Below are 11,929 nucleotides of genomic sequence, written 5' to 3' on the forward strand. Positions count from 1 at the left end.
ATGGTTATTAAATGGGAGCGAAAAATCAAAAATAAAGGCAATGCTATTTTATCCGGTTTAGCTGCGTAGCAGCTTATAAAGCAGGGGAATGCCGAACAAAAAGCCACCCGATGCACCTCGAATTATGTCGTTTAGTTCATTTAACAACTGATTTTTGCGTCTTTTTGATTTGTTCATTTTTTAGTGAAAACGCACCTCAGAAAAGGCAATCTCTAATTTTACATATTTCAAGTGTTATCGTAGATAGCATCTGCACTCAAGTTGGTCTATAAGCTATTAAAAATTCCTCTCTATAAATTCCCACCTCAGTACAAATTGCTCTCAGTGTCCCTGATTTTATTTGATCGTGGTTAGGCATTACTAACGGAGTCTCCGTGCCCTCCTGATTTTATCGCACTATGACAATATGTTCGCGTTCTCTAATAATCCGAAAACCAAAACCATCGGAATGTTTCTCACTGACGAGCTTACATTGTTTCATCTTCGCCTCTTTATTTTTAAAATAATTTAATTCACCAAACCCGCGCGATCGCATAAGAATCAAAAATAGCATCAACGCTCAAAATCGGTATCTGTTGGGCCATAGATTGTGCAATTATCAGCCTGTCAAATGGGTCACGGTGATGCAAAGGCAGTGAAGCCACAACCTCAATGTGGTCGAAAGTTATTTCCAGTATATCAATTCTATTAACTGCGATCTGCTGCTTGATAAACTCCATAAAAGGCATACTAAAAGTTAGCCTGCCTATACTATGTTTGATCGCCATTTCCCAGACGCTAGCTGTACTGAGGAGAATATCGTCTCTCCGTTGTCAATTAACGATCGCCTGCGGTGAGTCTCGAACTGTCTGTCGTATACCAAATAAAGGCATGAGTGTCCAACAACAACCTCATTCCATGTACTCCTTAAACTCTTCTAGCGGTTCGTCAAAATCATCAGACATCCAAACCATTCCTTTGGCACTTCCTGCTTGCCGATTGGGTTTAGCTTGTTTGGGAATTACTACCAATTTTACAACAGGCTGGTTATCTTGAGTAATCGCCACTTCTTCGCCTCTCATCGCCGCTTCGATTAATTCCAGAAGCTTTTCTTTGGCCTCAATAATGTCTACTTGATACATGATTTGTGCCTCCTTACTATCAATTTATAACATCACAATTCTAACTCAATTAAACAAATCCTCTTCCTCCAAATCAACCGACTGCAATTCCATATCAGCAGACTGCAACTGAGCGGGAGTAGCCGGAATCGCCGCAATAATTGCATCGATTACTTTCGCCACCGGAATAATCTCCATCCCCAACTCTGGCACCGGTTGATTCTTAGGAATAATCGCCCTTTTGAAACCCAATTTCGCCGCCTCCCTCAGCCGCAACTCTAATTGGGAAACCGGCCGCACCTGTCCTCCCAAACCCACTTCCCCAAGCAAAACAGTGCGCGCATCAACAACCCGATCGCGAAAACTGGCCACAACGGCGATCGCAACTGCCAAATCCGCCGCCGGTTCATCCACCTTCAACCCGCCCACCGTTGCCAAAATCACATCTAATTTAGATAAAGGAATCCCCACCCTTTTCTCCAAAACCGCTAAAATTTGCTGCAATCTAGCATTGTCCACACCAGTAGTAGTGCGGCGCGGCGAACCAAAACTCGCAGGGCTGACTAAGGCCTGAATTTCCACTAAAATCGGTCGAGTTCCTTCGCAAGTAACAGTCGTCGAAGTACCGGGAGAAAATTCATCTCTATTTCCTAAAAACAACTCCGACGGATTATCTACTTCTCGCAAACCGTTGGCTACCATTTCAAAAACACCGATTTCGTGAGTCGCGCCAAAACGGTTTTTCATCGAGCGCAAAAGTCGATGAGAAGCAAAGCGATCGCCCTCAAAATAAAGTACAGTATCTACCAAATGTTCCAAAACCCTTGGCCCGGCCAAAGCTCCATCTTTCGTAACGTGACCGACAATAAATAAAGTAATATTTTCCCTTTTCGCAACCTGCATCAAAGCAGACGTACATTCCCGCACCTGAGCCACCGAACCCGGAGCCGATGTTAAACTAGCAAAATAAATAGTTTGGATGCTGTCAATCACCGCCACATTCGGTTTCAGCGCTTCCAACTCCCGCAAAACAACTTCTAAATCCGTCTCTGGAAGCAAGTAGAAATTCTCCGCTGAATTGTCCTCCGAATCCTTTTTAGCTTCCCCGTTACTGCCAGATTTATGTCCGCCGTTGCTTGACAACTCAACCGGATTAGCGACGCCCAAACGCTGCGATCGCAACTTCACCTGCTGGCCGGACTCCTCCGCACTCACATACAGTATCCGATCCTTGCGGGCCAACATATTCGCCACCTGCAACAGCAGCGTCGATTTCCCGATTCCCGGTTCCCCGCCAATCAACACCAGCGATCCGGGAACAATCCCGCCTCCCAAAACTCGATCGAGTTCCCCGTAACCCGAAGGCCAGCGAGACTGAGTTTGGTCAGCAATCTGCGATAATCTGAAAGATACCCTTGGTTGACCCTTCGACTTATCAGGGGGCGAACCGCCCACTGTCTTAGTTGTCACCCCAGTTAAACCAGCCCGCGGCACACCAGCAGTAGGTTGTTCTATCTGCTCGTCAAAAGAATCCCACTTCTGACAGCTAGGACACCTGCCAAAATATTGTGGTGAATCATAGCCGCATTCCCGACAAATATATTGTATTCGAGGTTTAGGCATTGTTTACCAAAAAGATGGGTCTAAAGCCCCGCTCTTCAGGGCTACTTGTTAATCCATAGTAGCATCTCAAGCCCTTCTTATATTAGGTGTGCTACTATAAGAATAGGAGGAAATACCATGCTAGTTCTTGAGTTCAAAGCCTACGGCAAAGCGTTTCAATTCGTTGCAGTAAACGAGGCGATTCGGATAACTCAGTTTATTCGGAACAAATCGCTCAGGCTGTGGATGGATGGCAAGGCTAAGTCTTGGTTAGAGATGTCTCGGAACTGTGCTGTTCTGGCAAAAGAGTTTGACTTTGCAAATAGATTAAATTCTATGGCAAGGCAGGCTAGTGCAGAACGGGCATGGGCTGCAATAACTCGGTTCTACGAAAATTGCCAGAAAAAGACTCTCAAGAAAAAAGGTTTCCCTAAATTCCAGAAAAATTGTCGCTCTGTAGAATACAAAACCTCTGGGTGGAAACTGGCCCAAGACCGAAAATCCATCACCTTCACCGATAAATGTGGGATAGGTAAACTCAAGCTGAAAGGGACTCGCACTCTGCTGTTCTATAGCTTAGATCAAGTAAAACGGGTTCGACTGGTGAAGAGAGCTGATGGTGTCTATGTTCAGTTTAGTATTTCCGTAGACCGCTCTGAATCTATCCCCGCAACGGGTAATGCTATAGGGTTAGATGTGGGTTTGAAGGAATTCTATACCGATTCAAACGGTGAAACAGCAATCAATCCCCGATTCCTCCGCACAGGTGAATTGAGATTAAAGAAGGCCCAAAAGCGCTTATCAAAGCGGGTTAAGGGTTCAAACAATCGTCGCAAAGCACGGGTGGTTCTGGGTAAGAGGCATCTCAAAATAAGTAGGCAACGTAAAGACCATGCTGTCAAGTTAGCGCGGTGCGTAATCACATCAAACGATGTAGTGGCTTATGAAGATTTGAGAGTGCGAAATATGGTAAAGAATCACTGCCTTGCAAAATCGATTAACGACGCATCTTGGTATCAGTTCCGTATTTGGCTGGAATATTTCGGCAAGGTGTTTGGGAAAATCACGATTGCCGTAAATCCAGCTTATACGAGCCTTGAATGCTCTAGCTGTGGGACAGTGGTGAAAAAGACTCTATCCACCCGTACCCATGCTTGTCAGTGTGGATGCGTCCTAGATAGAGACCACAATGCAGCTAGAAATATCCTGAGTCGAGGATTAAGTACGACGGGGCACGTCGGAACTTTTGGACGAGATCCAATAAACGTTTGGGGAGTTGAGACCGCTACTGAGGTTGGTGCAAACCTATCTCAGCAAGTCACGACGCGGAACCAAGAATCCCTGCGCCTTGAGGCCGGGGAGTGTCAATATGATAAATAGTCACCCTAACATTTAGAAAAGTTTGAGTTAAAGCAATTATCAAGCTTTCAGACCGAGCCCCACACATGATTCAATTGGTGTCTTCTATGATAGGGTACAAAAAATTAACATTATCTGAAATGTAACTTAAGGAGTGCTCGGTAACTTGGAAAACCATAAAGAAAAAATCCTGGTAGTCGATGACGAAGCCAGTATCCGTCGCATTCTGGAGACTCGCCTTTCGATGATTGGCTACGATGTCGTCACCGCTGCTGACGGCGAAGAAGCTCTCGAAACATTTCGCAACACCGAACCCGACTTAGTGGTTTTGGACGTGATGATGCCAAAGCTCGACGGTTACGGCGTCTGTCAGGAGTTGCGTAAAGAGTCAGACGTACCAATCATCATGCTAACCGCTTTGGGAGACGTAGCCGATCGCATCACCGGTTTAGAATTGGGCGCCGACGATTACGTCGTCAAACCTTTCTCTCCCAAAGAACTCGAAGCCCGCATCCGTTCGGTACTGCGGAGGGTTGACAAAAACGGCGCATCGGGGATTCCCAGTTCCGGAGTCATCCACGTCACCAATATTAGGATTGACACCAACAAGCGCCAAGTTTACAAAGGCGACGAACGAATTCGGCTCACGGGGATGGAATTCAGCCTGTTAGAACTGCTTGTGAGCCGTTCAGGAGAGCCTTTTTCGCGATCAGAAATTTTGCAGGAAGTCTGGGGATACACGCCAGAACGCCACGTAGACACCCGCGTAGTAGACGTTCACATCTCGCGGCTTAGGGCAAAGTTGGAAGACGACCCCAGCAATCCCGAATTAATTCTCACCGCCCGTGGCACCGGCTATCTCTTCCAGCGAATTGTCGAAATTGGAGAAGTAGGATAAAGTCACTTGGCAGTTGGCAGTTGGCAGTTGGCATTAGTTAAATTACCAACTACCAATTACCAATGACTAATGATTACTGACTAATGACTAATGACTAATGACAAAATCTGATCCCAATAAAGTTTTGCGGCAATTGCCCTTAGTTGCAGGAGGCTTAGCAGGTACGCTGCTAATGGTCAACCGCTTGCTGACAGAGCAAATCACAGATTCTCAAGCTCGCTCGGACGCTTTGGGAGTAATTATTAGCGCTTTGCTGATTTTAACAGGTTTGCTGTGGCAGCAGGTGCAAGCGCGATCGCCGGATTCGGTAAAACTTATCGGCGAAGAAGGTTTTGAATTTGCGCCGGATTTGCCTGAGGCGGTGAAAATAGAATTAGCCTGGGCGTCGCGTTTGCTGTTGACAAATACCGCCACAAGGTCGATCGTAATTGTGTATCAGGGAAAAGTCCTATTGCGGCGCGGCATTTTAGGCATCAATCCCGAAGTCAAACCAGGGCCGATATTGCAGCGAGTGCTCGACAAAAATAAACCAGTTTATTTAGTAAATCTCAATATTTATCCCGGAAAAATTGAATTTGACTATTTGCCAGAAAATACTCAAGGAGTCATCTGTCAGCCCATCGGCACCCAAGGCGTTTTAATCTTAGGTGCTAACGCGCCCCGCAGCTACACCAAACAAGATGAAAACTGGGTTGAAGGCATTGCTGACAAACTAGAAAATACCATCAATCAATTTTAGATTTTAGATTTTAGATTTTAGATTGTGGATTTTAGATTTTAGATTTTAGATTGTGGATTGCACAATGCCAGCTCTGTCAAGGTGCGATCGTCTTCGAGGGCTGCGCTAACGACGGATTTGCCACATTCTAGGTGTGGGCTATCGGCAATAAACAAGATTTATTACCGATATCTTTTGAAAAGAAGAAGAGCGAGCGCTCCCCCTAACGAAATTTCCAGGGTTTGAGGGTCTTCTTTCTTCTTAACCACCAAGACGCGGGCTGCCTTTACAGGGCGCACCTTAACCTTAGTCCTCAACAAGACTCTCCGGGTGCGCTAGGCGCACCTTACTAGCTCAAAACTCGCAACTCAAAATTCAAAACTACTACCGAGCCCAGTCAGTACCGCGCCACAGCGTAAAAAACAAAACACTAGAAATCAGCGCGCCCAGCAGCCACTTAATAGCATTTTTAAATAACCCCAAGCGCTGACTAGACTGAACCGCAGCACTTTGCGTCTGTAACCGTTCCTTAGCCGGAGTAATTCTCGAAAGAATTTGCTCTTTCAATTGCTGTGGGTTTTGCGTATCCGCTTGTACCCCCAAACGGGTGAGTTCCCCCGCCAAATTCCTTAAATCTTCAGGACTACCCTTCTTTAGCCGATCTTCCACCTGCTGCAACTGAGCTAATTGTTGGTTTGCTTGAGTAGTAATTTGCTGGTTGTTTTGATTGTTGACGTAGATAGTGCCAAAAATTCCCAAAGGCAGCATCAACAGAAAAACCAGACCTAGCAGCAGACAAACCCAAGACAAAACCTTCAAAAAAACGTCTTCCAAACTTCTGCGATCGTACCCTTCGCCAAAAAATATCAGCGCCATTGCTAGTAAAGGAACTGGCACCCGTTCCACTACAGCCCCAATCGTTTGCAATTCCCAGAGGCGATTGCCAAAATTGGCCGGTATAAGAACTGCAATCGCATCTAATACAGACAGAATTAATAGACCGTAGCCAATCCAACGCAGTCTGTAGATAGAAAAACCTTGTTCGCCTTGTAAGTCATTCATAAAATAATCAGAGTTGTTGTTAAGAAAAATCTCTCTTGACGCCGCCCAAGAACGGATACAATCGCCCGACAACAGTCGTGGAGAGTCAAAAATTTTAGATTCTTGTTCGAGCTTCCAGATTCACCTGTGGAGTAAATATAAAAGCTAAAAGCTAAAAGCTAAAATCGACTGAATCGAGTCAAGGCTCGGGGAATCGCGGCTGCCACCACTCATACCAAGAAACCCAAGCATTCTCTAGAATTTTTTTGGCATCTTCTGGAGTTGTTTTATCCAAAGGCACAGACATCTGAGTCCACAAACAGCGCCGGTCTTGAATATTTCCCCTACCCAACAACCAAAACAGAATACGGTTTGGCTGCCAGTCGCGAGTATTTCGATTATATCTAAACTGTTGGGAAGTTACTGTAGCACTGCCATGAGGATTGATACACGAACTCAAATACAGTCGATTTTGCTGTTGCAAAATTCCGTGAAACCCCGCGCCTTGAGTGTTTGCCAATGCTAGTTTACCAGGAGACGACTTGAGAATAGTATGTCCTTTCATCATACCTTCCACATCCCCAATGGTGTTGACCGCATAGCGCATCTCTATTTCTAGAACCCTGCTATTTTTTTGATATTCATATTTCCTAGCAGCTTTGAATTCAGAATTTTCGCTAAGTTCGATCGGCGCGCTCTTGTTTAGTTTCCAATCGGCTAGAGGCACCGACTCGGGAAACTCAAACGGAGTTGCCACATTTTTGCCGTCCGATGGATAGAAAACTACTTTTCCTGCCACCAACAAAACCCCTCCCAAAGTAACAGCCAACAGGGAAAGCCTAAGTGGTTTCCAAGAGGTAATAGCCATTAGCAATTCTGTCCTTCCTTATTTTGGGGTTGGTCTTTCAAAATTGCAAACCAGCAGAATAAACCGAAAATAAATACAGCAATCATCGAAAAGATTACCGAACCATTTCCTTCGTGCCAGTATTTAAATGCTTCGGGTTGAGATAGCGAGACCAGCACGGCCATGAGAGCAACTCGCGCAGCATTCACTACAAATGCACTCATTATTGCCACGAGTGGCACTACAATTTTCTGACCCACCGTTGTTGGGAACATCAGCAAGAAAATTACAGCCATTCCTAACAATTGTAGAATCACATTCGCCCCCGAACAGCCGTGATAAACTTCCACGCTGCCCTTTTCCAGGATTAGCAAAACCCCTTTCCGCACAACTTCAAAGCCTAGATAGTGCAGGATGAAAGCTGAAAATTTTGCTGTTAATAGGGCGACATCAACGAATACTCCGATCAATCCTGGAGGAATAGCTGTATAGCCAAGAATTAGGAGTTCCTGCCTATATTGTTTCAGTCCTTTTGTGCCGGAAGCCAGCAATGCGAGACTGATTCCAGACAAAAAAGGCGTTGCTCTGATAAAAAAGTCGTATCCTGATATCGACGAACTTTTGAGCAATATTAAAGCAATTAACGATGACCCAAAGAAGCTGGCGAAAATTCCGCTTTCAAAAGTTAAGGATTCGTGCCTTTCCCAAATGAGAAATGCTACGACTCCCCAAAACAGGAACATTGTGCCGAACAGGTCAGTGTCGTTTGTTCGGGAAGTCAGAGTTAGGTGTAGGACAATCAAACCGGAGGCGATGCCTAACAGCCAGTATTTAGGTTCTTGGACGTGCTTGAGCCAGTTTATTTCGGTCATTGGTGCTTTTTGTTTTTCCTAAAAGCTTCTAAAATGCTTAATGTTGTAACTCTATTAAAATTATCAGCTACAAACCCTTGAATTTATGCGTTTAGGATGATTTTTAACTAAATCTTTACAATAATTGACAAGAGTAAATATGTGTGATAAGTACCTTCTCCCAATTAATTCTGAAGTGAGAACCAAAGACCAAAGAAAACTGGTTTTTTAACTCGGATCGATCGCACTCAACTAAAAATTTTCCTTTCTCTAACCCGGTTTCTGCGCCGGGAGTTTAAATGTAAGCTTGAAGGCAAGACAGAAACCTTTCTGGACGCACTCTTGAGCTGGAAAACCAGTTTTTTACTGGTTCTGGTTTGTGGTAGCCCGTGCGTCCAGGAGTAGATTAGTTAGAGTAGACTTTCCGGTAGTAAGTTTGATATTCCTCCGAAAGCAGGGGATCCCACCAATCCCGATGGGCTAAGTACCATTCTACAGTCTGTCGCAAACCTTCTTCAACTGTTACTGAGGGAGTCCAACCTAGCTCTGTTTTAATTTTGGTGGCATCAATAGCATAACGCCGATCGTGCCCGGCTCTGTCTTTGACAAATGTGATCAATTGTTCGCAAGGACGGGCGGGTAAATCCTCAGCTAATTCGTCCATTAGCTGACACAGCATTTTTACTAAATCGAGATTTTTTACCTCGTTGTTGCCGCCAACATTGTAGGTTTCCCCAGGCTGACCACGGTGAATAACGACATCTAAAGCACGGCAGTGGTCGAGAACGTAGAGCCAATCTCGCACGTTTTGACCGTCGCCGTATACTGGCAGCGGTTTGCCCAATAGCATATTGATGCACATTAATGGAATGAGCTTTTCTGGGAAGTGATAGGGGCCGTAATTGTTGGAACAGTTGGTGATAATTGTCGGGACGCCGTAGGTATGGAAATAGGCGCGGGCGAGGTGGTCGCTGCCAGCTTTGGAGGCTGAGTAGGGACTGTTGGGCGAGTAGGCAGTGGTTTCTGTGAAGGCTGGGTCATCGGGGCCGAGACTGCCGTAAACTTCGTCGGTAGAAACGTGGAGGAAGCGCATTTGTGCTTTGAGAGATGCCTCATCAATTGCTTCAAAATGCTTGCGGAAGGCTTCTAAAAGTGTGAAGGTTCCAACAACGTTTGTTTGAACAAAGGCTGCAGGCCCGATAATTGACCTGTCAACGTGGGATTCTGCAGCAAAGTGCGCGACTGTGGTGATGTTTTCTTCTTTGAGCAAGGTATCGACTAAGGTACGATCGCAAATATCCCCCTGCACAAACCGAAAATTTTCGCCTCCTTCCAAAGTTGCCAGGGTTTGTCTGTTTCCGGCGTAGGTTAAAGCGTCGAGTACGACTACTCGATCGCCCAGATAGCTTTTGCACCAGTGATGCACAAAATTCGAGCCGATAAATCCAGCCCCGCCCGTCACCAACAATCGGCGAGGGGCTCGCTCAATGCCTTGATTCGCGCTGTCTGTCATAAAAATAAGAGTTTTTCCAATAACTAAGCCTTTACAAAAGTAGCCTTAAAAGTAGTTTGTCACCAACTGTTTGCCGCCATGTAATTAAATTTTCTACTGTCTCACCTCAGATTTTCTTATTTGGCCGCGATCTAAAGTATTGGTTCACAAAACTTGAATTTCTATCGATTTGTGAGCCGAAACGCTTACAGAGCAACCATTGCAAATTTTTAAGCCGGCAATTTTAAATTTGAATTGCGTGAGGCTATAGTTGACATTTGCGATCGATCCGCGATTTGGAAGGCGCGCAGAGTTGATACATTTGTAAAGAGCTGTTACCATTAATTTTTTAATTATCCTTTACAATCTCCAGAACACCATGAAGAAGTTTCAAGTGTTAGCTGGCATTGCTTCCGTCGTCGCGATCGCAAGCAGCATCGCCATAGGTGACGCCGCATCTGCTTTCCCCTGTTCCTACAGCAAATCTAACACGGCTAAATCTGGTTCTCCGACAACGCTCCTAGGTTCCGGCGGCTCGGAGCGAATGAATCCGTGGAAATCATACAAAACAGCAGCTCTCGGTTTCCTCGGTTTGGCTGGGCTTGGGGGCGCAGGTGCGGCCTACATGAGCTACCGCGCCGGCAAGCGCGCTTCTGCTGCTTGCGCTGCGATGACCGATAATTTTGAAGTTTTTGAAGAGTCGATCGATCCGATCGCAGATGCAGGTGTTTCTGGATACATGGAAGTTCCGGCGTTGCTCGATTTGGTGCCGGCGGGTGCTGTAGCTGAGTCAGCAGATGCGGTTGCAGCCGTTCGCGAACACCCAGAAGCTCCAGGCGGCGAGCTGGATTTGCCAGTTTCGCCAGTTGCTGAGTTGAGTTCTGAAATTGCGATCTAACAAGTCCAAAGCGCGATCGTCTAATAGTTATCCCAAACCAAAGTATTCACTTAGCGCACCTCCAATCTTGCAAGATTGGAGGTTTTTTGAGTAGAAATTATCTACCCTACAATTTCTTGTCATTGCGATCGCGAAGCACTGCAAACAATAAACAGATGAATCTATAGCACACAATATCATATTCCGACTCAGCAAATGAGCGTTAAATTAATATCAATTAAAAAAAACTCTTGCTAGAATCATCAATCTCATAGCAATTATTAAAAGTCGCTGCTCCAAGTCAGGACAAGGCTGTGCGGTTTCCCTACTGTATTTGAACTGTATTTGATCCTATTGAAAACTGCTATAAAATTAGATGAGTCAAAGCGATACAGTAGGCTGCGGAGGCGATCGCTAAAAATACTCTTCAGATCAATCTGAGGGTAGACGGCAAGAGTTCAAATCCCCTGCTATGGTTGGAAATATAGCCCTACAGATTACAACTATAGGTTATTATGAATGCTTGGCGCGATCGATTCAATCAATTTACAGGTCAAACTAGATTGGCAGTTTGCCGGGTGTTCGTTCACCTAACAGGCGAAGAAGTTGCACCGCTGTTAGGAGTTCTCAACCGCACCGCCAGACAAGCAATTGATGCCGATGGCGACATAGTAGTTTTAGGAGAAGGTCTTGTAGAAATTTGCAATCACCTGTTGCAGTACGACAGCTACTGGCAATCAGCAGCCAATGAAGGCGATGTTTTTTGGAATGAAGGCGAAGCGGGCGATTATGTGGATGAACTTTTCATTGATTCAGCCGATCGCTATCTCAGCGAGCCTCAATACAGTACATCTGTTTACGATAAAAATTCCCCCTTGTCTTTGCCGGTAACTAGAAATATAGTAGTGATGCTGACAGTTGCATATAAAGGCGAAGTTCCGGCCCTAGAAACTGACCTCGCTGACATCAGCGCGCTGAAAGTCGGTTTAAAAGCCCTGATTAATTTACATTACCAAGAAAGGCTCCGAGCTGTGCAAGTTCACTTTTCTCCCGCACAGTTGGGAGACGAACTTACCAACGACCAAGTGTTGGTCAATTTCCCCGAACTTATTCCCATTTAAGGAAGGAAGAAGTTCGGCAACGG

The 11,929-nt window shown here is 45.4% G+C and carries 13 protein-coding genes; 5 read left to right on the forward strand and 8 right to left on the reverse strand.

Annotated elements, in window-relative coordinates; all coding sequences use genetic code 11:
* Positions 1-57: 57 nt before the first annotated feature.
* The 4 genes from QUA04_RS29940 to radA form a co-directional block, all read right to left on the reverse strand.
* Positions 58-177, reverse strand: a complete 120-nt coding sequence (locus QUA04_RS29940; RefSeq protein WP_445242313.1) for a DUF2391 family protein — start codon at positions 175-177, stop codon at positions 58-60.
* A gap of 335 nt (positions 178-512) precedes the next feature.
* The gene (locus tag QUA04_RS10630) at positions 513-767 is read right to left on the reverse strand and encodes a type II toxin-antitoxin system VapC family toxin (RefSeq protein ID WP_333256471.1); all 255 of its coding nucleotides are present in this window, start codon (positions 765-767) and stop codon (positions 513-515) included.
* A 123-nt stretch (positions 768-890) separates the two neighbouring features.
* A complete protein-coding gene (locus QUA04_RS10635; protein ID WP_333256474.1) occupies positions 891-1,121 on the reverse strand; it encodes a type II toxin-antitoxin system prevent-host-death family antitoxin in 231 nt (76 codons plus the stop codon).
* A gap of 45 nt (positions 1,122-1,166) precedes the next feature.
* A complete protein-coding gene (gene radA / locus QUA04_RS10640) occupies positions 1,167-2,723 on the reverse strand; it encodes a DNA repair protein RadA (RefSeq protein WP_333256477.1) in 1,557 nt (518 codons plus the stop codon).
* Between the two features lie 117 nt (positions 2,724-2,840).
* Between radA and QUA04_RS10645 the strand changes: the two genes are divergently transcribed.
* From QUA04_RS10645 to QUA04_RS10655, 3 genes are all read left to right on the forward strand, one after another.
* Positions 2,841-4,082 (forward strand): transposase, encoded by a 1,242-nt coding sequence (locus QUA04_RS10645; protein WP_333256481.1) that lies wholly within the window; start codon positions 2,841-2,843, stop codon positions 4,080-4,082.
* A gap of 145 nt (positions 4,083-4,227) precedes the next feature.
* Complete coding sequence (gene rpaB / locus QUA04_RS10650; RefSeq protein ID WP_071587789.1) at positions 4,228-4,959, forward strand: response regulator transcription factor RpaB; 732 nt, start codon at positions 4,228-4,230, stop codon at positions 4,957-4,959.
* A gap of 97 nt (positions 4,960-5,056) precedes the next feature.
* Positions 5,057-5,698 carry a cofactor assembly of complex C subunit B gene (locus QUA04_RS10655; RefSeq protein ID WP_333256483.1) on the forward strand — a complete coding sequence of 214 codons (642 nt, stop codon included), beginning with the start codon at positions 5,057-5,059 and terminating at the stop codon, positions 5,696-5,698.
* A 363-nt stretch (positions 5,699-6,061) separates the two neighbouring features.
* Here the strand turns inward: QUA04_RS10655 and hpsJ-A are convergent, their stop codons facing one another.
* From hpsJ-A to rfbB, 4 genes are all read right to left on the reverse strand, one after another.
* The gene (hpsJ-A, locus tag QUA04_RS10660; RefSeq protein ID WP_333256486.1) at positions 6,062-6,739 is read right to left on the reverse strand and encodes an HpsJ-like protein, cyanoexosortase A-associated; all 678 of its coding nucleotides are present in this window, start codon (positions 6,737-6,739) and stop codon (positions 6,062-6,064) included.
* Positions 6,740-6,917: 178 nt separating this feature from the next.
* On the reverse strand, positions 6,918-7,586 hold the full coding sequence (locus QUA04_RS10665; protein ID WP_333256489.1) for a cyanoexosortase A system-associated protein: 669 nt from the start codon (positions 7,584-7,586) through the stop codon (positions 6,918-6,920).
* Positions 7,586-8,437 (reverse strand): cyanoexosortase A, encoded by an 852-nt coding sequence (crtA, locus tag QUA04_RS10670; protein ID WP_333256492.1) that lies wholly within the window; start codon positions 8,435-8,437, stop codon positions 7,586-7,588. The genes QUA04_RS10665 and crtA overlap by 1 nt, the downstream gene beginning before the upstream one ends.
* A gap of 385 nt (positions 8,438-8,822) precedes the next feature.
* Positions 8,823-9,929: a dTDP-glucose 4,6-dehydratase gene (gene rfbB / locus QUA04_RS10675; protein ID WP_333256495.1), complete on the reverse strand. Its 1,107-nt coding sequence runs from the start codon at positions 9,927-9,929 to the stop codon at positions 8,823-8,825.
* A gap of 358 nt (positions 9,930-10,287) precedes the next feature.
* On the opposite strand from rfbB, the gene QUA04_RS10680 reads away from it, so the two are divergent.
* Positions 10,288-10,806, forward strand: a complete 519-nt coding sequence (locus QUA04_RS10680) for a hypothetical protein (RefSeq protein ID WP_333256497.1) — start codon at positions 10,288-10,290, stop codon at positions 10,804-10,806.
* A gap of 494 nt (positions 10,807-11,300) precedes the next feature.
* The gene (locus tag QUA04_RS10685) at positions 11,301-11,906 is read left to right on the forward strand and encodes a DUF1517 domain-containing protein (protein ID WP_333256499.1); all 606 of its coding nucleotides are present in this window, start codon (positions 11,301-11,303) and stop codon (positions 11,904-11,906) included.
* Positions 11,907-11,929: the final 23 nt, after the last annotated feature.

It is taken from the genome of Microcoleus sp. S13_C5 (assembly GCF_036700845.1).
Taxonomy (GTDB): Bacteria; Cyanobacteriota; Cyanobacteriia; order Cyanobacteriales; family Microcoleaceae; genus Microcoleus.

What these genes read in the sequence shown, in the direction of transcription:
- QUA04_RS29940 (WP_445242313.1), bottom strand. Translation starts at nt 177, where the DNA reads ATGAACAAATCAAAAAGACGCAAAAATCAGTTGTTAAATGAACTAAAC.
- crtA (WP_333256492.1), bottom strand. Translation starts at nt 8,437, where the DNA reads ATGACCGAAATAAACTGGCTCAAGCACGTCCAAGAACCTAAATACTGG.
- QUA04_RS10645 (WP_333256481.1), top strand. Translation starts at nt 2,841, where the DNA reads ATGCTAGTTCTTGAGTTCAAAGCCTACGGCAAAGCGTTTCAATTCGTT.
- radA (WP_333256477.1), bottom strand. Translation starts at nt 2,723, where the DNA reads ATGCCTAAACCTCGAATACAATATATTTGTCGGGAATGCGGCTATGAT.
- QUA04_RS10635 (WP_333256474.1), bottom strand. Translation starts at nt 1,121, where the DNA reads ATGTATCAAGTAGACATTATTGAGGCCAAAGAAAAGCTTCTGGAATTA.
- QUA04_RS10680 (WP_333256497.1), top strand. Translation starts at nt 10,288, where the DNA reads ATGAAGAAGTTTCAAGTGTTAGCTGGCATTGCTTCCGTCGTCGCGATC.
- QUA04_RS10665 (WP_333256489.1), bottom strand. Translation starts at nt 7,586, where the DNA reads ATGGCTATTACCTCTTGGAAACCACTTAGGCTTTCCCTGTTGGCTGTT.
- QUA04_RS10685 (WP_333256499.1), top strand. Translation starts at nt 11,301, where the DNA reads ATGAATGCTTGGCGCGATCGATTCAATCAATTTACAGGTCAAACTAGA.
- QUA04_RS10630 (WP_333256471.1), bottom strand. Translation starts at nt 767, where the DNA reads ATGGCGATCAAACATAGTATAGGCAGGCTAACTTTTAGTATGCCTTTT.
- rfbB (WP_333256495.1), bottom strand. Translation starts at nt 9,929, where the DNA reads ATGACAGACAGCGCGAATCAAGGCATTGAGCGAGCCCCTCGCCGATTG.
- QUA04_RS10655 (WP_333256483.1), top strand. Translation starts at nt 5,057, where the DNA reads ATGACAAAATCTGATCCCAATAAAGTTTTGCGGCAATTGCCCTTAGTT.
- hpsJ-A (WP_333256486.1), bottom strand. Translation starts at nt 6,739, where the DNA reads ATGAATGACTTACAAGGCGAACAAGGTTTTTCTATCTACAGACTGCGT.